A 20,104-nucleotide genomic window follows, 5' to 3' on the forward strand; every position below is an offset into this window, starting at 1 on the left:
GCCCTGCCGCCCGAGGCTGGTTCGCCCTCGCTGTGATGGCAAGTCCGGTCGCCCTGTACACGGGCTATCTCGTCCTGCGACGCCTTGTGCCGGGGCTCCCCTACGAGGCGGACTACGTCGCCCTTGTCCTGGCTGTTCTGGTCGGCTGTTGCGGCGTGGCCCTGCTGCCGGTCAGCCGCCTGGCGAGGCTTCTGATCGCCGCCCTGTACCTGCCCGCTGTCGGTGTCGTCGTGTTAGGCTGGTCCCTCGCGTTCGTGTGCGGCGTCTACGGCGCTTGCCTCTGATCAGGTGCTCACGCGGGCGCAGGCGCGGGAGGCGCTGGAGAGCGCGGATGAGAACGGAGAGCTGTTCGAGTGAGCCGTTCAGGTGTCTGATGTCAGGACGCCGGCGCGGTGAACCCCGGCGGCGCCAGGACGACCTCTGACGGCAGGCCGGTCATGTCCCCCGTCCGGAGATAGTCGAGAAGCCGGTCCAGCAGCTCGGGGTTCTGGTCAGCCAGATCGTAGATCGCCCCGTGGCCGCCGCGGCGGATGACGATCAACCGGCTGTTCGGGAAATAGGGCTGGATCTCCCGTGAGTTTTCGATGGGCGTGGAGGTGTCCCAGTCGCCGTGAAGGAAGACCACGGGGATCGGGCTCCCGGCCGGCAGGCGAAGCGCGTCCCCCATGTCCGGCGTGGGCCACAGGGATGCGGCGGCCATCGAGGGCGCGAAGCCCCAAGCGCCCAGATACCGGACAGCAGGGTCATTGATCAGACGTCGGCCACGCGCCTCGGACACGTTCAGGCTGGTGTCGATCAACGGACCGATCAGCGCGGACGATGCAGATCCGAGGGGGCGCCGACTGGCCGCAACCTCTTCCGCCCACGCCGCGTAGCGTCCCCGATAAATGTCGATGATGCGCGCCGGCCATTCCGACGGACGGGCGACGAGGCTGAGTCGGAAATCGTCCGGGCCCAAGACGATCTGTTCGCCGGACTTCAGCCGGACGGTGACCGGCGCCGTTTCGAGCCGGGCCAGGATGTCTTCGACGGCCTGCCGGAAGCCGCCCGGTGGAAGCGACGCCCGGATCTGCGGGTCGGCCTCGGCCTCCGCGGCGATGCGCATCAAGGCGGCCCAGACGTGGGACGGCATGTCGTAGCCATTGTCGAGCGGCTCGACGCCTGAAAGGAGCACGCGGCTGACCGTCTCCGGATGAAGCCGCATGACCGCGAAGCTCCACTGCGAGCCATAGCTGAGGCCGAAGAGGTTGATCTTGGCGTAGCCGAGCGCCCGGCGCAGGTCGTTCAGATCATCAACGCACTGCAGGACGGTGTATCCGGCGAGATCATGATCCGGATAGCGGGCGAGCGCCCGGCGCACCACGGAGGGAGCGGCCGCAAGTTCGTCGTCCAGGCGTGCCGGCCGGTCGAGCGGCTGCCCGTCGGGATTGTAGTTGAACCCCAGACGCTCCTCGGGGCCCGATGCGCCCCGTTGATCCATGACGACGACGTCCCCCGCACGTCGGAAACGAAGGACGTCGGCGCGTTGCCTGCCCGCGCCGAACCAGCTCGGCCCGGCTTTGGTGAAGGCCTCGATATAGCTGTCTCCCGGTCCGCCGGGCAGCATGAACACCGGCGGCGTCCCTTCAGGGGCTGTGCCCTTGATCCGCATATAACGGACCGCGATCAGGCGGCTGTCCGACCGGGCGCGGTTCTCGGGCACATAGATATGGCCCAGCTCATAGGAGATAATCGACAGGCCGGAGAGCAGATAATGGGTGCTGGTCCGGACCTCGCCAGCCCGGGGCTGCCGGTCCGGCTCGGGACGCCCTGAGCAGGCGGCCATGAACAACATCGACACCACGACCATCGCCACGGCCCACGGCCGAGCCCCCGCACGCGTGTTCATCCAAGCCCCCCAAAGGCGCGGGTTCAGCCCCGCCATCCACCCGAAACCGATCTACGTCCCCGGTCGCGACCTTTTTTGGGCAAGCTTCACAGCAGACGGAAGAACGGTCGCGGTTCGGTAACGACGCCCCCGAACCGTCTTAACCCTGACACCCCCGTTCAGGCCGGGTTCATGGCGCGGGTTTCAGTCTGCGACCCTCAGTCGGGTCCTGAACAGGAGACGCAGGATGAAGATGAACAAGCCCCTGATCGCCGGTCTGGCCGGTCTGATGGCCCTGTCGGCGCCGATGGCCGCTTCCGCCCAGTCGTGGCGCGGCGACCGTGACCGCGATGGCCGTTACGAGCGCTGGGAGCGTCGCGAAGACCGCCGCGACTACCGCGAGGACCGTCGCGACTACCGCCGCTGGGAGCGTGACCGCCGGGCGGATCAACGCCGTTGGGAGCGTGACCAGCGCCGGGATTACCGCCGCTGGCAGCGTGGCTCGGTCGTGCCGCGTGAGTATCGCAGCCGCTGGTATGTGAACGACTACCGCCGCTACGGCTACGCCCCGCCCCCGCGCGGCTACGGTTACTATCGGACCGACACGGGTGACGTAGTGCTGGCGGCAATCGCCACCGGCGTGGTGCTGTCGCTGCTGAGCCGCTAAGCGCGCTGTGAGATGAAAAGAGCCCGCCCGGGGAGACCCGGGCGGGCTTTTTCTTGGGGTCGGCGGCGGCGTACCCCTCCACCATGCTTCGCCTGAAGGCTCGCATGGTCCCCCTCCCCACTGCGTGGAGAGGTGAGGGTATGGTTCACCTCTCCACGCAGTGGGGAGGTGGCGCGGCGCGCCTTCGCGCCGCGACGGAGGGGTTACAGCCCCAGCTTGGCCTTCAGAATGTCGTTCACCGCGGCCGGATTGGCCTTGCCGCCGGTGGCCTTCATGACCTGGCCGACGAACCAGCCGATGGCCTGGGGCTTCTCGGCGACGGCGGCGGCCTTGTCCGGGTTGGCGGCGATGATCTCGTCGACGGCCTTCTCGATGGCGCCGGTGTCGGTGACCTGCTTGAGGCCGTGCTTCTCGACGACCTCGGCGGGGCTGCCCTCGCCGTTCCAGACGTGGTCGAAGACCTCCTTGGCGATCTTGGACGAGATGACGTTGGTCTCGATCAGCTCGACCAGCTGGTTGACGTGGGCGGCGGGCAGCGGGTTCTCGCTGAACTCCTTGCCGTCGGCGGTCAGGCGGGCCGACAGCTCGTTGGTCACCCAGTTGGACACCAGCTTGGCGTCACGCCCCTTGGCGGCTTCCTCGAAATAGTCGGCCTTGGCCTGATCCGAGATCAGCACCACGGCGTCGTACTGCGACAGGCCGTACTGGCTCATCAGGCGGCGGCGCTTCTCGTCAGGCAGTTCGGGCAGGTTGGCGCGAATCTCGTCGATCCAGGCCTGCTCAAGTTCGAGCGGCAGCAGGTCGGGGTCGGGGAAGTAGCGATAGTCCATCGCCTCTTCCTTGGAGCGCATCGAGCGGGTTTCGCCGGCGTTCGGATCGTAGAGACGGGTCTCCTGATCAATCTTGCCGCCGTCCTCGATGATCTCGATCTGGCGGCGCGCCTCGTACTGGATGGCCTGCGAGATGAAGCGGAACGAGTTGACGTTCTTGATCTCGCAGCGGGTGCCCAGGAAGCTGAAGTCGCCGGTTTCCTTGAACTTGTCGTAGTTGCCCGCGCGGCAGACCGAGACGTTCACGTCGGCGCGCAGGTTGCCCTTCTCCATGTCCCCGTCGCAGGTGCCCAGGTACATCAGGATGGTGCGGATCTTCTTGACGTAGGCGACGGCCTCTTCCGGCGAGCGGATGTCCGGACGCGAGACGATCTCCATCAGGGCGGTGCCCGCGCGGTTCAGGTCGACGAAGGATTCGGTCGGCGACAGGTCGTGGATCAGCTTGCCCGCGTCCTGTTCCAGGTGCAGGCGCTCGATGCCGACGTTGAAGAAGGAGCCGTCCTCGGCCTCGACCTCAACCACGCCTTCACCGACGATCGGGTAGAAGAGCTGGCTGATCTGATAGCCGGTGGGCAGGTCGGGGTAGAAGTAGTTCTTGCGGTCGAACTGGCTGCGCAGGTTGATCTGGGCCTTCAGGCCGAGACCCGATTTCACGGCTTGTTCGACGCAGTGCTTGTTCAGCGTCGGCAGCATGCCGGGGAAGCCCGCGTCGACCAGCGACACCTGCTCGTTCGGGCCCGCGCCGAAGCCGACGGCGGCGCCGGAAAACAGCTTGGCCTTCGAGGCCACCTGGGCGTGGATTTCCAGCCCCATGACGATTTCCCAATCGCCGGTGCGGCCCTTGATGGTCTTTGCAGTCGAAACAGTGTCGGTCATGCGTCGGCTATAGCCCGGAGCCGTGCGCCGCATCAAGGACGGGCGAAGTGCTCAACCTTTTGTCCACGCCTACCTGCGCTAGATTTCGGCAACTCACCGTTGTGCGAGGTCTCGCCATGATGAAGTGGAGTGACAGAAAGCGCGTCCTGATCGCCGAGGATGACGGGCTGGTCAGGGAGACGCTGCGGACGCGATTGTCCGTCGCCGGCTATGACGTGCATGTCGCGCGGACCGGTACCGAGGCCTTGCAGCGCGTCCTGACGGTGCAGCCCCATGTGCTGGTGCTGGACATCAACATGCCGGAGCTCGACGGGTTCGGGGTGCTGGAAGCGCTGAGGCTGGATCATCCTGACCTGAAGCTGCCGGTCATGATGTTGAGCGCGCGGCGCAATGAGGACGATGTGAAACGCGCCATCTCGCTGGGCGCCCGCGACTATGTGCTGAAGGCCCAGGCCGAGACCGATTTGCTGGGCCGGATCCAGAGGCTGTTGCGCAAGGCGGCCTGACGGGAAGGCGCCGATCGACGGACACGGGCGTTTGAAGCGTTGAACCTTCATCGCGAACGGACACGAGCGCCTCATGCCCCGCCCCGCCCCCCTGGACGCCGCCATCGCCCTGACCCGCTTCGGGCTGGGCGCGAGACCCGGAGAGATCGCCGCGGTCTCGGCGGACCCGAAGGGCTGGCTGGAGGCCCAGGCCCGGCCCGGCGGCGCCCCGACGCCAGCGGGCGCGTTCGAGACCTCCGAACAGCGTGTCGAACGCTATCAGGCCTATCAGGTCGAGGCGGGACAGGCCCGGCGGGTCCGGCGGCAGGCCGAATCCAGCCCCGCCATGATGGGCGGCGGCGAGGCGCCCGCCGATCCCGCCCAGGCCGCCTTTGACGCCCGGCGCGACAGCCGGCGGGCGCTGGTCCGCGAGACGGCGGAGGAGTTTCTGGCCCGGGCGCAGACCGGCGCGACGACGGACGCGGGCTTCGCCGAGCGCTGGACCCTGTTCTGGGCCAACGCCTTCACCGCCTCGACGACCAAATTCCAGGCCGCGGTCTTCATGGGCCAGTACGAGCGCGAGGCGATCCGGCCGCATGTGTTCGGCCGGTTCGAGAATCTGGCGCTGGCGGCGGAAAGCCACCCAGCCATGCTGCTGTATCTGGATCAGGCCCAGTCGATCGGGCCGAACAGTCCGGCCGGCGAGCGCCGTCAGGCGGGACTGAACGAGAATCTGGCGAGAGAAATCCTGGAGTTGCACACGGTGGGCGCCGATGGCGGCTACACCCAGGCCGATGTGCCCGAGTTCGCGCGGGCCCTGACGGGCTGGTCCCTGCCCCGCCGCGGCGGCCAGGGACAAGGTCGGGGGCAAGGTCGGGGTCGGCGCGCGGGGCTGCGCGCAGGCGAGCCCGGCGAGAACGGCTTCGCCTTCATCCCGACGGTGCATGAGCCGGGCGAGCGGACGGTGATGGGCCGTCGCTATCCGGCGGGCGGCGCCGAACAGGGACAGGCGATCCTGAGGGATCTGGCCAACCGTCCGGAGACCGCGCGGCGGCTGGCGCGGAAGATCGCCGTGCATTTCGTGGCGGACGATCCCTCGCCGGCGCTGGTGACGGCGCTGGAGCAGGCCTGGACCGGCTCGCGCGGCGATCTGGCCGTGGTGGCCAGGGCGCTGGCGACCCATCCGGACAGCTGGGCGCCCGAGGCCCACAAGGTGAAGACGCCGTATGAGTTCATCGTCTCGGCGCACAGGGCCATGGGCACAACGCCGCGACGGGTGCAGCCGCTGCAGCAGGCGCTGATCCAGATGGGCCAGCCGGCCTGGGCCGCGCCCTCGCCCGAGGGATGGCCGGACACCGCCGCCGACTGGGCGGGCCCCGATGCGCTGGTCAAGCGACTGAACTGGGCCAAGACCGTGGGCGACGCCGCCCCCAACGCCGACGCCGTCGCCATGGCCGAAGGCGCGCTGGGCGAGCGTCTGAGCGACCGCAGCCGCCAGTTCGTGGCCCGGGCCGAAAGCCGCGCCGAAGCCGTCACCCTCTTCCTGATGTCGCCGGAGTTTCAACGCCGATGAGCGATCTGATGATGAACCGCCGCCTGCTGCTGGGCGGCTCCATGGCCGGGATCGGCCTGGCCTTCGCGGGCCAGACGCAGGCGCAGACACGCGGCCCCAAGCCCAAGCTGGTGGTGATCGTGGCGCGCGGCGCCATGGACGGGCTGTCCGTCACCGTGCCGACGGGCGATCCCAACTATCGCGCCCTGCGCGGCGGTCTGACGATCGACAATGCGCTGGCCATGCGGGAGGGTTTTGGCCTGCACCCCGCCCTGCCCGGCCTGAAGGCCATGTACGACGCGGGCCAGCTGCGCTTCGCCCCGGCGGCGGCGATCCCGGTGCGGGTCCGCTCCCACTTCGATGCGCAGGATGTGCTGGAGAACGGCGGCGAGGCCCTGCGTCAGCAGAATGACGGCTGGCTGAACCGGGCGCTGGCGGCGGCGGGCGGCGGATCGTTCAAGGGCCTTTCGGTGGGGGCGCAGACGCCGCTGATCCTGCGAGGGGCGGCGGAGACGTCCAGCTGGGCGCCCGGTGGTCAGGTGAAGGGCGAGGACCGGATCGCCTCCCTGCTGCAGGATCTCTATGTCGAGGATCCCCTCCTGCAGGGCAATCTGGCGCGCGGGCTGGAGACCGAGGCCATGGCCGCCGAGGCCGGCGGAACGTCCCTGCGCCGCAATGACGTCAACGGGCTGGGCCAGACGGTGGCGCGGCTGATGACCGGCGACAACGGCGCGGACGTCGTGGCCCTGAGCATCGACGGCTGGGACACCCACGCGCGCCAGAACGGCCAGATGCAGACCCGGCTGACCGGGCTGGATCAGGTGATCGGCGGCGTGCACGACGGGCTGGGCGACCAGTGGGCCAACACCATTGTCGTCGTCGCCACCGAGTTCGGACGGACGGCGCGGGCCAATGGCACGCAGGGGACCGACCACGGCACGGGCTCGTCCCTGCTGGTGGCGGGCGGCGCGCTGAAGCCCGGCGGGATGATCGGCGACTGGCCGACGCTGGCGGACAACCGGCTGTTCGAGGGCCGCGACCTGGCGCCGACCATCGATGTCCGCTCGGTGTTCAAGGGCGTTCTGCGCGACCATCTGGGCGTTGACCGGGCGGCGCTGGACAACCGGGTCTTCCCCGGCAGCGCGGCCGAGGCGCCGACGCTGGACGGGCTGGTCTGAAGGAAAAATCGGGGCGGTCGGAAAGCAGGAACCGGCCGCCCCGTAGAGGTCGTTGCTCTCGGGGAGTGATACGCGGAGCAAGTGCAGGATGGCCGTTACGGAACCGGCCATCCTTGATGCAGATCAGAAGAAGCCGAGTTTGTCCGGGCTGTAGCTGATCAGCAGGTTCTTGGTCTGCTGGTAGTGGTCCAGCATCATGCGGTGGTTCTCGCGGCCGATGCCGGACTTCTTGTAGCCGCCGAAGGCCGCGTGGGCCGGGTACTGGTGGTAGCAGTTGGTCCAGACGCGACCGGCCTGAATGGCGCGGCCGGCGCGGTAGGCGGTGTTCATGTCGCGGGTCCAGACACCGGCGCCGAGGCCGTACTCGGTGTCATTGGCGATCTCAATGGCTTCCTCGAGGGTCTTGAACGTCGTCACGGCGAGGACCGGGCCAAAGATCTCCTCCTGGAAGATGCGCATGTCGTTGCGGCCCTTGAAGACCGTCGGCTTGACGTAATAGCCGCCCGACAGATCGTCCTGCAGCACCGCCTGCTCGCCGCCGGTGAGGACTTCGGCGCCCTCGTTCTTGCCGATCTGGAGGTAGCCGAGGATCTTCTTCAACTGCTGGTCCGAGGCCTGGGCGCCGACCTGGGTGTTCGGGTCCAGCGGGTCGCCCTGACGGATGGCTTCCACCCGCTCGATCGCCTTCTTGATGAAGGCCTCATAGATGTCCTCGTGCACCAGCGCGCGGCTGGGGCAGGTGCAGACCTCGCCCTGGTTGAGGGCGAACATGGCGAAGCCTTCCAGCGCCTTGTCGAGGAAGGCGTCGTCCTCATCCATCACATCCTTGAAGAAGATGTTCGGCGACTTGCCGCCCAACTCAAGCGTGACCGGGATGATGTTCTGGGTCGCGTACTCCATGATCTTCTGGCCGACGGCGGTCGAGCCGGTGAAGGCGATCTTGGCGATGCGCGGATTGGTGGCCAACGGCTCGCCGACCTCGACGCCCGTGCCCGAGACGATGTTGAACACGCCAGCGGGCAGAAGGTCCTGAATGAGCTCGGTGACCAGGAGGATCGAGGCCGGGGTCTGCTCGGCGGGCTTGAGCACGATGCAGTTCCCCGCCGCCAGCGCCGGGGCGATCTTCCACGCGGCCATCAGGATGGGGAAGTTCCACGGAATGATCTGGCCGACGACGCCCAGCGGCTCGTGGAAGTGATAGGCGACCGTGTCGTTATCCAGCTCGGAGATACCGCCTTCCTGCGCCCGGATGCAGCCGGCGAAGTAGCGGAAATGGTCGATGGCCAGCGGGATGTCGGCGGCGAGCGTCTCGCGTACCGGCTTGCCGTTGTCCCAGGTTTCGGCCTCGGCGATGGCCTGCAGATTGGCCTCGATGACGTCGGCGATCTTGTTGAGGATCACAGCGCGCTGGGCGACCGAGGTCTTGCCCCAGCTGTCCTTGGCGGCGTGAGCGGCGTCCAGCGCCAGCTCGACGTCGGCCGCGTCCGAGCGAGCCACCTCGCACAGGACGCGGCCATTCACCGGGGAGGTGTTCTCGAAATAGCGGCCGTTGACCGGAGCGACCCACTGGCCGCCGATGAAGTTGTCGTAGCGCGCCTTGAACTTCGGGGTCACGGCGCGGATGAATTCGGGCTTGGTCACGATAGCCTCCTGTTTTCCTCGGGCGCCGGTTGTCGGCGTCGTTGGATCGGAGACTTGGCCCGGGCGGGAAAAGCCGCCAGAGCCCCAGCTCATGGTGCAGCGCACACCTGTCGCAAGGTTGCGACAGGGCGGCGGTCAGTGGGCGTCGGAGCCCAGTCCCAGCCGGTTCAGCTTGCGGTGCAGGGTGGCGCGGCTGACGCCCAGCGCCCGGGCGGCGGCGGTGACATTGCCGCCATTCAGGGCCAGCGCCCGTCGCACGGCGCCGCGTTCGGCCTCCAGCAAATCGGCCTCGACCGAGCCCGCGCCCAGCACCTCGGACGCCGCCAGCTGGCCGGCGATGCGCTCATCGGTAATCGACAGGGCCAGACGGGCCGCGCGGGTGGCGCCGATGACCAGGTCGTCGCGATCCACTGCCAGCAGGGCCGCGGTGTTGCGCTCGGCCACATCGCCCGCCAGCACGATCCGGGCGTCGGCGAAGGCGTGGCGGAAGGTCTGGGCCTCGATGGCGCGGGCGGCGTCGGCCACGGCGGCGGCGATCAGGCCCAGCATGCCCTCGGTCGCATCGGCGCGGGCCGAGGAGACATCGAGCAGACCCGCCAGCCTGCCCTGCGGATCGTGGATCGGATGGCTGGTGCAGCTGAGCGCCGTGTTGCGGGCGTGAAAATGCTGGTCGCGGTGGATGGTCAGGGGGCGGTGCTCGGCCAGGGCCGTGCCGATGCCGTTGGTGCCCTCGACCGCCTCGGACCAGACGGCGCCGGGCCAAAGGCCCCACGCCCGGAAGGTCTCGTCATCGACAGCCGCGCCGCGCCGCTCGACCGGCACCCCGTCGGCATTGGTCAGCAGGACGCAGCAGCCCGTGTCGCCCACGGCCAGAAACAGGCGATCCAGCACCGGCTGGGCGGCGCGGGTCATCGGCTCCATTGCCTGACGCGCCTCGCGCAACTGCTGTTCGGTCAGGGTGTTGGCCCGGCCCTTGGTCTCGGGATCAAGGCCATAGAGGCTGAGCGACCGCCGCCACGACGCCGCCAGCGCCGACCGGGCCGGTCCCGCGCCGTCGTCCAGCGCCTGTTTGATCAGGCTGCCGTGGTCGTGTCCTCGCTGTTCGCCCATCGGTGTCTCCGAGCGTTATTTCGGGGTGCGATAGGACGCCTGTCCCGCCCTCCCGTCAAATCGACCAAGGTCGGAAGGCGCGGATTGGTCGCATGGGACAGGGCGTCCCCCTCCCCCAAGGTCAAGGTCAGACCAGCCTTGGGAGTTTTCCAGAATGATCCGCCGTTTCCGTACCTTCGTCGCTCCCGCCGCGCTGATGGCCGTGCTGGCCGCCGCCCCGATGGCTGCCGCCCAGAGCCAGTCCCAGACCCGGGCGACCCCGGCGCAGGCCGCCCAGACCGCCCCGCGCGCCGTGACCTTTGCGACGACGGCGAACGTGACCGGCGGGACGCTGGTGCTGCCGCTGGGCGCGGCGACCGATCTGGCGACGCGGGCGGCGGCGCTGCCGGAAGCGGACCGGGCGGCGATCGAGCGGGCCCTGACCTCGGCCGGGTTCAGCTATGGCGCACGGCAGACGCTGAGCCTGCGCGGCATCGGGGCGGCGGACCGAATCCTGATCGTCGGCACGGGCGCAGACGGTTCCGCCGCCGATGTGCACTGGAGCGGCGCTGTGGCCGGGCGGGCGCTGGTGGATGACGCCGCGCCGGTGACGGTGCTGGCCAATGGCCTGTCGGCGGAAGCGACAGCGGGCTTCGTCACGGGATTGGGCGTCGGCCACTATCGCTCCGACCTGTACCGCGCCACCCGCGCCGGTCAGGGGACGCCAGGCGGGGTGACGGTGGTGTCGGACGCCGCGACGGGCGCACAGGCCGCGTTCGAGGGCCGGGGCGCCGCGCTGGTCGAGGCCATGACCTGGGCCCGCGACGTGTCCAACGAACCGGCGAACATCCTGTATCCGGAAAGCTTTGTCAGCCGGGCGCAGGCGGCCTTCCGCGGCGTGCGCGGCGTGACCATCGAGGTGCTGGACGTGCCGGCGATGGAGCGGCTGGGCATGGGCGCCCTGCTGGGCGTCGGTCAGGGCTCGGAGCGGCCGCCGCGCCTGCTGGTGGTCCGCTATCGCGGCGCCGGGGCGCCGGAGGGCGGCCCGATCGCCCTCGTCGGCAAGGGGATCACCTTCGACACCGGCGGCATCTCCATCAAGCCCAGCACCAACATGGGCAATATGAAGATGGACATGTCCGGCGCCGCCGCCGTGACCGGCACCGTCCTCGCCCTCGCCCGCTCAGGCGCGCCGGTGGATGTGGTCGCCGTCGCGGCGCTGGCCGAGAACATGCCGGACGGAAACGCCATCCGCCCCGGCGACGTGCTGACCGCCATGAACGGCAAGACCATCGAGGTCATCTCGACCGACGCCGAGGGACGGCTGGTGCTGGCCGACGCTCTCGTCTGGACCGAGCGCAATGTGAACCCGGCGGTGATCGTGGACGTCGCCACCCTGACCGGCGCGGTCGGCGGGGCGCTGGGCAATGACTATGCGGGCCTGTTCAGCCGTCACGACGCCCTGGCGGACCAGTTGGACGCCGCCGGACAGGCGACGGGCGAGCGGCTGTGGCGCCTGCCGCTGGCCTCCACCTACGGCGGCTTCGTATCGTCCCCCATCGCCGATCTGCAGAACAGCGGCTCGGGCGGCGCCGGGGCCGGCACCGGCGCCCACTTCATCGGCGAGTTCGTCAGCCGCGACATCCCCTGGGCCCACCTCGACATCGCCAACATGTCGTACGGCGCGGCGAATGACTGGAAGCCGGCGGGCTCGGCCGGCTTCAGCGTGCGGCTGCTGGAGGAGTTCGTGCGCAGCTACCAGCCGGTGCCGCGCGGGGCGCAGAACAGCGGGGGCTGATCCGGAAAGACAAACGGCCCGCCTGAGCGATCAGGCGGGCCGTGATGTTTCAGGTGACGGGCTTCAGCCTACCACCACTTGTTCGGCCGCGCCGTGAAGCCGGCGGCCTGTTCCAGAACATCCGCGACCTGGAAGACGGTCGCCTCGTCCAGCGCCTTGCCGATGACCTGAAGGCCGAGCGGCAGGCCGCCGGAATCGACGCCGGCGGGCACCGAGATGCCCGGCAGGCCGGCGAGGTTGGCGGTCACGGTGAAGACGTCGTTCAGGTACATCGTCACCGGGTCGATCTGCTTGTCGCCCAGCGCAAACGCGGCCGACGGGGTCGACGGGGTCAGGATGGCGTCGACGCGGTCCCAGACGTTGTCGAAGTCCTGGGCGATGCGGCGGCGCACCTTCAGGGCCTTGACGTAATAGGCGTCATAGAAGCCCGCCGACAGGACGTAGGCGCCGATGGTCAGGCGGCGCTGGACCTCCTTGCCGAAGCCCTCGGCGCGCGAGGTCTCGTAGAGGTCGGTCAGCGACTTCGCCTCTTCGGCGCGGTGGCCGAAGCGCATGCCGTCGTAGCGCGCCAGGTTGGACGAGGCCTCGGCCGGGGCGACAATATAGTAGGTCGGCAGGGCGTATTTGGTGTGCGGCAGGCTGATCTCGACGATCTCGGCGCCGGCGGCCTTGAGCCACTGGACGCCCTGATCCCAGAGCGCCTGGATCTCGGCGGGCATGCCGTCGACGACGTATTCCCTGGGCACGCCGATGCGCAGGCCCTTCACGCCCTTGCCGAGCGACTGGGTCCAGTCCGGCGTCTCGACGTCGAGGCTGGTCGAGTCCCTCAGGTCGAAGGAGCACATGGAGCGCAGCAGGATGGCGGCGTCTTCCACCGTCTTGGTGATCGGCCCGGCCTGATCCAGCGACGAGGCGAAGGCGACCATGCCGAAGCGGCTGGCGCGGCCATAGGTCGGCTTGATGCCGACGGTGCCGGTGAAGGCAGCGGGCTGGCGGATCGAACCGCCGGTGTCCGACGCGGTGGCCGCCAGACACAGGTCGCCGGCGACGGCCGAGGCCGAACCGCCCGACGAGCCGCCCGGGGTCAGCTCGGCGTTCGAGCTGGAGGACTTCCACGGGTTCACGACCGAGCCATAGGCCGAGGTCTCGTTGGACGAGCCCATGGCGAACTCGTCCATGTTCAGCTTGCCCAGCATGACCGCGCCGTCCGCCCACAGGTTGGCGGTCACGGTCGACTCATACGGCGGGACGAAGCCCTTGAGCATGTTGGAGCCGGCGGTCGTCTGGACGCCGTCGGTGCAGAACAGGTCCTTGATGCCCAGCGGCGCGCCTTCCAGCGCCCCGCCCTCGCCCTTGGCCAGACGGGCGTCCGAGGCGCGGGCCATCTCCAGCGCCTTGTCGGTCGTCTGGACGACGTAGGCGTTCAGCTTCGGGTTCGCTGCGTCGATGTTGGCGACGAAGGCTTTCGTGATCTCTTCCGAGGAGAAGTCGCGGGCCTTGAGGCCGTCGAGGGCGGCCTTGAGGGTCAGTTTGGTCAGGTCGGTCATGTTCTTACTCGACCACCTTGGGCACGACGAAGAAGCCGTCCGCCGACTTCGGAGCGTTGGACAGGACGGCGTCCACCTTGGCGCCGTCGGTGACGACATCGTCGCGCAGGCGCAGGGGCTGGGCCACGTTCGAGGTCATGGGCTCGACGCCATCGACGTCGACCTCATTCAGCTGTTCGATCCACGCCAGAATGCCGTTCAGCTCCTGGGCCAGCGGCTCCAGCCGCTCCTCGGGGGTCTTGATGCGAGCGAGGTGCGCCACCTTGCGCACGGTCGCGACGTCGACGGCCATGCGGCCCTCCAATCGAACAACGAGTCAGTGAAATCGCGCCTTGCGGGCAAGGGCGAACCCGCAGCACCTAACCGCCCCTCCCCGGATTCACAAGGATTGCGACAGTCGCAGTCCGTCAGCGGAACAGCTGGAGGAGCAATGTCGGCGTGCGGTTGGCGATGGCGAGGGCCTGGATCGCCAGTTGCTGCTGGACCTGCAAGGCCTGCAAACGCGCGCTTTCCTTGGCCAGATCGGCGTCCACAAGACGGCCCACCGATGCATCCAGCGTGTCCTGCATCTTGCGGACGAAGTTCAGATGGGTGTCGAGCGCCTTTGAGCCCGTGCCCAGACGGCCCAGCGACGCATTCACATTGTCGATGGCGGCGGTGATGGCCGGGATGTCGACGAGATTGTTCAGTGTGGTCAGGTCCGCCGGAACGCCGGCCAGCAGCGTACCGCCGGTGGACAGGTCGATGGCGTCAACATCGACCGTGGTCTCGCCCCGGGTGTCGGCAAGGGCCTGAACGCCGCGCGCGGTGGCCGCCGGGCCGACGAGGTTCAGTCCGTTGAAGCCCGCGTTGTTGACGGTGCGATCGATCTGGTCGCGCAGCATCCGGTAGTCCTGATCCAGCGCCTTGCGGGACGCCGTGGTCAGGCTGGAATCGAACATGGCGACCATCTTCTCCTTCATCTGCATCAGCAGGTCGGAGACGGTCTCGCCGGCGGCCATGCCGACATCGACGGCGGACTGGCCGCGCTGGAGCGAGGCGATGACGGCGTCATAGGCCTTGGACTCGGCGCGCTGCCCCTGGGCGATGGCCCAGATGGCGCCGTTGTCCTTGGGACTGGAAATCTTGAGGCCGGTGGAGATGCGGCGCTGAACCGTCATCAGCTCGCGGTTGATGACCGCGAGGCTCTGGAGGGCGACCATGGCGCCCACGTTCGTGTTGACGCTGAAAAGCGACATCGACGTGCGTCCAGTTTTCCGGAGCGGACGCGGGTGCGGCCGCAGGACATTTTGTCCTGCGCGCACCTTTGGCGGGAAAGACTTGACGCAGCCTTAACCGCAGAACCGCGGTCAGCGGGCGGACGTGACCGTGACGGCGGACGGCGGCGCTTCGTCCGCACCGGGCGTCCAGCTGACGATCAGGCGACGCTCGCGCTTGCCGATCTGGCCCGTCGCATCATCCATCACGCTCTCCTCGACCTTCAGATCGACCCGGCCCGGAGCCTCGGACAGGATCTCGTAGTCCAGGACGTCGCCGATACGGAACACGGCCCAGCCCTCGGCGGAGGATCTGAAGAAGGCAATGTCCGTGTAGAGGCCGTTCATGGCCGGATCGCCGCCCGCCGTGCCGAACAGCTTGACCGTCGCCCCGCCCTGCTTCGCGAGGAGGTCCAGCTTCACGACCGAGGCGGCGTGCTGAATTTCGATGTCGGTCGAGGGCTGGACCGTCGCGGCGGGGCCGGATGCGACCAGCGGTGTGACGGCGGGCGCGGCCTGGGACGCCGGCAGGGCGAGCGTCGGGGCCTGCGCCTGGGGTCGGGCATCCTGCCGGGATTCAGTCCCCGGATCGCAGGCGGTCAGCGTCATCAGGACGGCGGCGAACAGGATCGGTCGCGTCATCGCACTCTACTCCCCGTATCAACGATAGCAGAGCATTGCGCCTTGCCTTCGCCGCGCGCCAGTCCTACCGCGACACCGTGACCGTCCTGACCCTCGAAGAACTCGCCGCCCAGACGCCGCCCAACACCCCCTGGCTGGGGCTGGATCTGGGCGAGAAGACCATCGGCGTCGCTGCGTCGGACGCCACCCGCATCATCGCCAGCCCGCTGCAGCTGATCCGCAAGACCAAGTTCACGGACGACGCCAATGCGGTCCTCAAACTGATGGACGGGCGGAACGCCTCGGGTCTGGTGATCGGCCTGCCGCTGAACATGGACGGGACCGAGGGGCCGCGCGCCCAGTCCTGCCGCGCCTTCGCCCGCAATCTGCAGCGGCTGCGCGCGGTGCCCGTGACCTTCCAGGATGAGCGGCTGTCGACCACGGCGGTCGAGCGGTTCCTGATCGACGAGCTGGACCTGACCCGCAAGCGCCGGTCGGATGTGGTGGACCGCACCGCCGCCGCCTGGATCCTGCAGGGCGCGCTGGATCGCCTGAACGGATGATCGGCCTGCTTGCGGGCATCATCCCCGTCTTCTGCCTGATCGCCATCGGCTACGGCCTGAGAAAGTCCGACTTCCTGCCGGACGCGACCTGGCGCCCGATCGAAAAGCTGTCGATCAACCTGCTCTATCCCGGCTTCCTGATCCCCTCGATCTGGGCGGCGGACCTCTCCGGCGGCGGAGCGACGGCCTCGGCGGGCGCGGCGGTGACGGCGGTGATCATCGTCGGCGCCTGCGCGCTGGCCGCCAAGCCGTTCCTGAAGATCGAGGGCCCGGCCTACACCAGCGTCTTCCAGGGCGTGATCCGCTGGAACAGCTTCGTCTTCCTGCCGGTCATCCAGGCGACGTTCGGGGCCGAGGGACTGGCGCTGGCGGCGGTGATGATCGCCTCGATCATTCCGGTGACCAACATCGCCTGCGTCGCCGTTCTGGCCCGCTGGGGCGCCGACCAGCGGGGCGTCTCGCCGCTGGCCCTGACCAGAGCGATGCTGGCCAATCCGATCCTCGTCGCCTGCATGACCGGGTTGGCGCTGAACTTCCTCAAGATCCCGCCCATCCCGGGCGTGTCCGATACGCTGGAACTGCTGGGCGCGGCGGCGCTGCCGCTGGGCCTGATCGTGGCCGGCGCGGGGCTGAGCTTCGGCGAGGTGGCGCGGCGCAAGGGCACCATCGCGGCGGTCACCTTCGTCAAGCTGGGGATCATGCCGCCGCTGATGTGGGGGCTGTGCGTGCTGTTCGGCGGCGACGAGACGGCCCAGGGCGCGGCCCTGCTGTGCGGCGCGGCGCCCGGCGCGGCGGCAGCCTATCTGCTGGCCCGCCAGATGGGCGGCGACGCCCCGCTGATGGCCGGGATCGTGGCCTCGACTACGGTCGGCAGCGCATTGACCATTCCGATCCTGCTGGCGCTGTTCCATTTGGTGTGATCACCGCTTATAGCCGCGTCTCGATGACCCAGCCCGATGTCACCGACCTGATTCACGAACGGCTGGCGCCGTTTCCCCGCGATCACTTCCTGTCCGCAGGCGATCTGAACGCCGCGACCGTCCCGGCCCTGCTGGACCTCGCCGACGCCTTCGTCGATTTCAACCGGCAGAGTTCGAAGTCGCTGGACATCATGCGTGGCCGCACGGTGATGAACCTGTTCTTCGAGAACTCGACGCGGACCAGCGCCTCGTTCGAGATCGCGGCTAAACGGCTGGGCGCCGACGTGACCTCGCTGACGCCCAAGACCTCCTCGGTGGCCAAGGGCGAGACCCTGATCGACACGGCCGCCACCCTGAACGCCATGAAGCCCGACGTGCTGGTGGTGCGCCACTCGGCCTCCGGCGCGGCGGCCCTGCTGTCGCAGAAGGTCGGCTGCGCGGTGGTCAACGCCGGCGACGGACGCCATGAGCACCCGACCCAGGCCCTGCTGGACCTGCTGAGCCTGCGTCGCGCCTTCGGTGACGTGGGCGGCCTGACCATCGCCATCTGCGGCGACATCACCCACAGCCGGGTGGCCCGCTCTAATGTGGCCCTGCTGTCGATGATGGGCGCGCGCGTCCGCCTGATCGGCCCGCCGACGCTGGTGCCCGGCGACGCCGACCGTTGGGGCTGCGAGGTCTTCCACGACATGAAGGATGGCCTGCAAGGCGTTGACGTCGCGATGATGCTGCGCCTGCAGCTGGAGCGGATGGAGGGCGCGCTGGTGCCCTCGACCCGCGAGTATTTCCGTTTCTGGGGTCTGGACCGCGAGAAGCTGGCCTGGGCCAAGCCGGGCGCCAAGGTCATGCACCCCGGTCCGATGAACCGGGGCGTGGAGATCGACTCGGACGTGGCCGACGACCTGTCGGTGTCGCTCATTCAGGATCAGGTCGAGATGGGGGTCGCCGCGCGCATGGCCGTGCTGGCCGCCCTGTCCGTTCGCCGCGAAGGAGCCAGCCAATGAGCGCCCTCGCCATTCTGAACGCCCGCCTGCTGGACCCGGCGACTGACTATGACGGCCCCGGCGCCGTGCTGATCGTCGACGGCGTCATCACCGAGGTGATCCACGGCACGCAGGCCAGCGCCCCGGCAGGGGTCGAGGTCATCGACGCGGGCGGCCTGTGCCTGGCGCCCGGCCTGATCGACATCCGGGTCAAGACCGGCGAGCCCGGCGACGAGCCCAAGGAGACTCTGAAGTCGGCCAGTCTGGCGGCGGCGGCGGGCGGGGTGACCACCATCGTGGTCCAGCCCGACACCGATCCGGCCATCGACGATCCGGCGATGATCGACCACATCCAGCGGCGCGGCGCGGCGCTGGACCTCGTCAACGTCCGCGCGGCGGGCGCGGCGACCAAGGGGCGCGACGGCCAGCGCATGGCCGAGATCGGCCTGATGGACGAGGCCGGCGCCCTCTACTTCACCGACGGCGACAAGGTCATCGCCAACACCCGCACCCTGCAACGGGTGATGAGCTACGCCGCCGCCTTCAACGCCCTGATCGCCTGTCGTCCGGCCGATCCCTGGCTCTCGGAGGGCGCGGTGGCGACCTCGGGCGAGCTGGCGACCCGTCTGGGCCTTTCGGGCGTGCCCGCCATCGCCGAGCGCATCCAGCTGGAGCGCGATCTGGCGCTGGTCGAGCAGACCGGAGCCCGCTTCCTGGTCGACCAGATCTCGACCGAGGGCGGGTTGGAAACGCTGGCGCGGGCGCGCGGCAAGGGGCTGGAGGTCGCCGCCTCGGTGTCGATCAACCACCTGTGCTTCAACGAGCTGGATATCGGCGACTACCGTACCTTCTACCGGCTGGACCCGCCGCTGCGGGCGGAGAGCGACCGTCAGGCGCTGATCGAGGCGGTGCGCGACGGCCTGATCGACGCCATCACCAGCGCCCACGCCCCGGCTCCGGCCGAGGACAAGCGCCGTCCCTTCGCCGAGGCCGCGCCGGGCGCCGTGGGTCTGGAGACCCTGCTGCCCGCCGCGCTCAGCCTGCATCACGAGGACGGGCTGGACCTGCTGGACGTGCTGCGTCCCCTCACCTCCGGCCCGGCGGGCCTGTTGGGCCTGGAGGCCGGAGTCCTGGCGGTCGGCGCTCCGGCGGATCTTGTCCTGTTTGATGTCGGCGCCCCGATCGTGGTCGACGCCGCGGCGCTGAAGTCCAAGTCCAAGAACTCGCCGTTCGACGGGCGGCGGCTGCAGGGCAAGGTCCGGCGCACCGTCGTCGGCGGCCGGACGGTGTTCGAGGCCTAGCCGACCGGCTCAAGGTATCGGGCGAAGACCCAGCCCTGCCGCGCCGCACCCTGGAACCAGCGCTGGATGCGATACCAGCTGTCGGTGCGCTCCAGCACCTGCACCTCGTCGCCATTACGCAGCGGCCCCCAGCCCATGAGGCCGAAGCTGGTGCCCGGTCCACCGCGCACATTCAGCACGCCGTCGTCGGCCCTGACCCGCATGGTCAGGGGCGCGGGCGTCTCATCCGAACGAATGTCGGTCAGCAGACGATAGCGGCGCAGCGGAAAGGCCGGCCCGGGATCGACCTTCAGCCGGCGGACCGTATCCACGTCCCGGTGGCCGACGACGTCGCGGATCGAGGGATAGGCCTTCAACAGGGCGCGGGTCAGGGCCTCGACCGCGGCCAGCTGGGTTTCGGGATAGTTGGGCCAGAACAGTTTGGCCGAACCGGCCCAGGGGTCGTGCGCCTCTGTCATGCCCGGGAAGGGCTTCAGCAGCGTCGCGCTGACCGGCTTGCGCTGCCAGTTCAGGTAGCCGCCCGCGCCGTTGCTGAAGTGATAGCCGGGGTTCACGATCTCGATCCCGATCGAGAAGCTGTTCACGGAACCGCGCCCCTCATAGACAGCGCCGCCCGCGTGCCAGGCGGCATGGTTGGTCGAGACCATCTGGGTGATCGCCCCATCCACCTCGACCACGAAGTGGGCGCTGGCTTTCGAGGTCTTCGCCTTGAAGGTGTTGATCGCCGACGCGGCGCTGTAGCCCGCCGTATAGTGCATCACGATGATCTCGCGCGGGTTCGGCGCGGTGTAGAAATTGGGTGACGCCACCCAGGCTGCGGTGTTCAGCCGCCCGTCCTTGTCGAACTTCATCCTGTCCTCCCCCGAAGACGGTCAGGCGCCGGGCCACTCCCGATTGCACCCTGACGACAACACAACCGTAACACGGTTC

General features: G+C 68.9%; 19 protein-coding genes. 10 read left to right on the forward strand and 9 right to left on the reverse strand.

The genetic code is table 11. The features are described from left to right. The first annotated feature begins 35 nt into the window (after positions 1-35). Positions 36-284 (forward strand): hypothetical protein, encoded by a 249-nt coding sequence (locus tag ACFQQC_RS14325; RefSeq protein WP_376863120.1) that lies wholly within the window; start codon positions 36-38, stop codon positions 282-284. Between the two features lie 92 nt (positions 285-376). On the opposite strand, the gene ACFQQC_RS14330 is transcribed toward ACFQQC_RS14325, so the two are convergent. Next, entirely contained in the window at positions 377-1,888 is a 1,512-nt protein-coding gene (locus ACFQQC_RS14330) for an alpha/beta fold hydrolase (protein WP_376863121.1), read from the reverse strand. 226 nt (positions 1,889-2,114) lie between these two features. Here ACFQQC_RS14330 and ACFQQC_RS14335 point away from each other — a divergent pair, with 226 nt between their 5' ends. Further along, positions 2,115-2,534 carry an RcnB family protein gene (locus ACFQQC_RS14335; protein WP_376863122.1) on the forward strand — a complete coding sequence of 140 codons (420 nt, stop codon included), beginning with the start codon at positions 2,115-2,117 and terminating at the stop codon, positions 2,532-2,534. 203 nt (positions 2,535-2,737) lie between these two features. Here the strand turns inward: ACFQQC_RS14335 and gatB are convergent, their stop codons facing one another. Continuing rightward, complete coding sequence (gene gatB, locus ACFQQC_RS14340; RefSeq protein WP_376863123.1) at positions 2,738-4,240, reverse strand: Asp-tRNA(Asn)/Glu-tRNA(Gln) amidotransferase subunit GatB; 1,503 nt, start codon at positions 4,238-4,240, stop codon at positions 2,738-2,740. A 116-nt stretch (positions 4,241-4,356) separates the two neighbouring features. Here gatB and ACFQQC_RS14345 point away from each other — a divergent pair, with 116 nt between their 5' ends. From ACFQQC_RS14345 to ACFQQC_RS14355, 3 genes are all read left to right on the forward strand, one after another. After that, on the forward strand, positions 4,357-4,746 hold the full coding sequence (locus ACFQQC_RS14345; RefSeq protein WP_376863124.1) for a response regulator transcription factor: 390 nt from the start codon (positions 4,357-4,359) through the stop codon (positions 4,744-4,746). Positions 4,747-4,819: 73 nt separating this feature from the next. Next, complete coding sequence (locus ACFQQC_RS14350) at positions 4,820-6,298, forward strand: DUF1800 family protein (protein ID WP_376863126.1); 1,479 nt, start codon at positions 4,820-4,822, stop codon at positions 6,296-6,298. Next, a complete protein-coding gene (locus tag ACFQQC_RS14355; protein ID WP_376863127.1) occupies positions 6,295-7,455 on the forward strand; it encodes a DUF1501 domain-containing protein in 1,161 nt (386 codons plus the stop codon). The genes ACFQQC_RS14350 and ACFQQC_RS14355 overlap by 4 nt, the downstream gene beginning before the upstream one ends. A gap of 123 nt (positions 7,456-7,578) precedes the next feature. Here ACFQQC_RS14355 and ACFQQC_RS14360 read toward each other — a convergent pair whose 3' ends face one another. Both ACFQQC_RS14360 and ACFQQC_RS14365 read right to left on the reverse strand, forming a co-directional pair. Then, the gene (locus tag ACFQQC_RS14360; RefSeq protein WP_376863129.1) at positions 7,579-9,096 is read right to left on the reverse strand and encodes an aldehyde dehydrogenase family protein; all 1,518 of its coding nucleotides are present in this window, start codon (positions 9,094-9,096) and stop codon (positions 7,579-7,581) included. Positions 9,097-9,231: 135 nt separating this feature from the next. Beyond that, on the reverse strand, positions 9,232-10,206 hold the full coding sequence (locus ACFQQC_RS14365; protein WP_376863130.1) for a GAF domain-containing protein: 975 nt from the start codon (positions 10,204-10,206) through the stop codon (positions 9,232-9,234). A gap of 154 nt (positions 10,207-10,360) precedes the next feature. Between ACFQQC_RS14365 and ACFQQC_RS14370 the strand changes: the two genes are divergently transcribed. Next, positions 10,361-11,983 carry a leucyl aminopeptidase gene (locus ACFQQC_RS14370; protein ID WP_376863132.1) on the forward strand — a complete coding sequence of 541 codons (1,623 nt, stop codon included), beginning with the start codon at positions 10,361-10,363 and terminating at the stop codon, positions 11,981-11,983. A 68-nt stretch (positions 11,984-12,051) separates the two neighbouring features. Here the strand turns inward: ACFQQC_RS14370 and gatA are convergent, their stop codons facing one another. The 4 genes from gatA to ACFQQC_RS14390 form a co-directional block, all read right to left on the reverse strand. After that, complete coding sequence (gene gatA / locus ACFQQC_RS14375; RefSeq protein ID WP_376863133.1) at positions 12,052-13,530, reverse strand: Asp-tRNA(Asn)/Glu-tRNA(Gln) amidotransferase subunit GatA; 1,479 nt, start codon at positions 13,528-13,530, stop codon at positions 12,052-12,054. A 4-nt stretch (positions 13,531-13,534) separates the two neighbouring features. Continuing rightward, positions 13,535-13,822, reverse strand: coding sequence for an Asp-tRNA(Asn)/Glu-tRNA(Gln) amidotransferase subunit GatC (gene gatC / locus ACFQQC_RS14380; RefSeq protein WP_141626729.1), 288 nt, complete (start codon positions 13,820-13,822; stop codon positions 13,535-13,537). A 115-nt stretch (positions 13,823-13,937) separates the two neighbouring features. Continuing rightward, on the reverse strand, positions 13,938-14,768 hold the full coding sequence (locus tag ACFQQC_RS14385; RefSeq protein ID WP_376863135.1) for a flagellin: 831 nt from the start codon (positions 14,766-14,768) through the stop codon (positions 13,938-13,940). A gap of 111 nt (positions 14,769-14,879) precedes the next feature. Next, a complete protein-coding gene (locus ACFQQC_RS14390; protein ID WP_376863136.1) occupies positions 14,880-15,428 on the reverse strand; it encodes a hypothetical protein in 549 nt (182 codons plus the stop codon). A 77-nt stretch (positions 15,429-15,505) separates the two neighbouring features. Between ACFQQC_RS14390 and ruvX the strand changes: the two genes are divergently transcribed. The 4 genes from ruvX to pyrC are packed head-to-tail and all read left to right on the forward strand — an operon-like array spanning position 15,506 to position 19,174. Then, the gene (gene ruvX, locus ACFQQC_RS14395) at positions 15,506-15,970 is read left to right on the forward strand and encodes a Holliday junction resolvase RuvX (RefSeq protein ID WP_376863242.1); all 465 of its coding nucleotides are present in this window, start codon (positions 15,506-15,508) and stop codon (positions 15,968-15,970) included. Beyond that, complete coding sequence (locus ACFQQC_RS14400) at positions 15,967-16,890, forward strand: AEC family transporter (RefSeq protein ID WP_376863137.1); 924 nt, start codon at positions 15,967-15,969, stop codon at positions 16,888-16,890. The genes ruvX and ACFQQC_RS14400 overlap by 4 nt, the downstream gene beginning before the upstream one ends. 23 nt (positions 16,891-16,913) lie before the next feature. Further along, positions 16,914-17,894, forward strand: coding sequence for an aspartate carbamoyltransferase catalytic subunit (locus ACFQQC_RS14405; protein ID WP_376863138.1), 981 nt, complete (start codon positions 16,914-16,916; stop codon positions 17,892-17,894). Next, positions 17,891-19,174: a dihydroorotase gene (gene pyrC / locus ACFQQC_RS14410; RefSeq protein ID WP_376863140.1), complete on the forward strand. Its 1,284-nt coding sequence runs from the start codon at positions 17,891-17,893 to the stop codon at positions 19,172-19,174. The genes ACFQQC_RS14405 and pyrC overlap by 4 nt, the downstream gene beginning before the upstream one ends. Here the strand turns inward: pyrC and ACFQQC_RS14415 are convergent. Then, positions 19,171-20,025, reverse strand: a complete 855-nt coding sequence (locus ACFQQC_RS14415; RefSeq protein ID WP_376863142.1) for an N-acetylmuramoyl-L-alanine amidase — start codon at positions 20,023-20,025, stop codon at positions 19,171-19,173. The genes pyrC and ACFQQC_RS14415 overlap by 4 nt on opposite strands. Positions 20,026-20,104 lie beyond the last annotated feature (79 nt).

Origin of the sequence: Brevundimonas sp. GCM10030266 (genome assembly GCF_042666595.1) — a bacterium.
Taxonomy (GTDB): Bacteria; Pseudomonadota; Alphaproteobacteria; order Caulobacterales; family Caulobacteraceae; genus Brevundimonas.

What these genes read in the sequence shown, in the direction of transcription:
- ACFQQC_RS14400 (WP_376863137.1), top strand. Translation starts at nt 15,967, where the DNA reads ATGATCGGCCTGCTTGCGGGCATCATCCCCGTCTTCTGCCTGATCGCC.
- gatA (WP_376863133.1), bottom strand. Translation starts at nt 13,530, where the DNA reads ATGACCGACCTGACCAAACTGACCCTCAAGGCCGCCCTCGACGGCCTC.
- gatB (WP_376863123.1), bottom strand. Translation starts at nt 4,240, where the DNA reads ATGACCGACACTGTTTCGACTGCAAAGACCATCAAGGGCCGCACCGGC.
- ACFQQC_RS14365 (WP_376863130.1), bottom strand. Translation starts at nt 10,206, where the DNA reads ATGGGCGAACAGCGAGGACACGACCACGGCAGCCTGATCAAACAGGCG.
- ACFQQC_RS14385 (WP_376863135.1), bottom strand. Translation starts at nt 14,768, where the DNA reads ATGTCGCTTTTCAGCGTCAACACGAACGTGGGCGCCATGGTCGCCCTC.
- ACFQQC_RS14370 (WP_376863132.1), top strand. Translation starts at nt 10,361, where the DNA reads ATGATCCGCCGTTTCCGTACCTTCGTCGCTCCCGCCGCGCTGATGGCC.
- ACFQQC_RS14415 (WP_376863142.1), bottom strand. Translation starts at nt 20,025, where the DNA reads ATGAAGTTCGACAAGGACGGGCGGCTGAACACCGCAGCCTGGGTGGCG.
- ACFQQC_RS14355 (WP_376863127.1), top strand. Translation starts at nt 6,295, where the DNA reads ATGAGCGATCTGATGATGAACCGCCGCCTGCTGCTGGGCGGCTCCATG.
- ACFQQC_RS14390 (WP_376863136.1), bottom strand. Translation starts at nt 15,428, where the DNA reads ATGACGCGACCGATCCTGTTCGCCGCCGTCCTGATGACGCTGACCGCC.
- pyrC (WP_376863140.1), top strand. Translation starts at nt 17,891, where the DNA reads ATGAGCGCCCTCGCCATTCTGAACGCCCGCCTGCTGGACCCGGCGACT.
- ACFQQC_RS14325 (WP_376863120.1), top strand. Translation starts at nt 36, where the DNA reads ATGGCAAGTCCGGTCGCCCTGTACACGGGCTATCTCGTCCTGCGACGC.
- ACFQQC_RS14350 (WP_376863126.1), top strand. Translation starts at nt 4,820, where the DNA reads ATGCCCCGCCCCGCCCCCCTGGACGCCGCCATCGCCCTGACCCGCTTC.
- ACFQQC_RS14405 (WP_376863138.1), top strand. Translation starts at nt 16,914, where the DNA reads ATGACCCAGCCCGATGTCACCGACCTGATTCACGAACGGCTGGCGCCG.
- gatC (WP_141626729.1), bottom strand. Translation starts at nt 13,822, where the DNA reads ATGGCCGTCGACGTCGCGACCGTGCGCAAGGTGGCGCACCTCGCTCGC.
- ACFQQC_RS14345 (WP_376863124.1), top strand. Translation starts at nt 4,357, where the DNA reads ATGATGAAGTGGAGTGACAGAAAGCGCGTCCTGATCGCCGAGGATGAC.
- ACFQQC_RS14330 (WP_376863121.1), bottom strand. Translation starts at nt 1,888, where the DNA reads ATGAACACGCGTGCGGGGGCTCGGCCGTGGGCCGTGGCGATGGTCGTG.
- ACFQQC_RS14335 (WP_376863122.1), top strand. Translation starts at nt 2,115, where the DNA reads ATGAAGATGAACAAGCCCCTGATCGCCGGTCTGGCCGGTCTGATGGCC.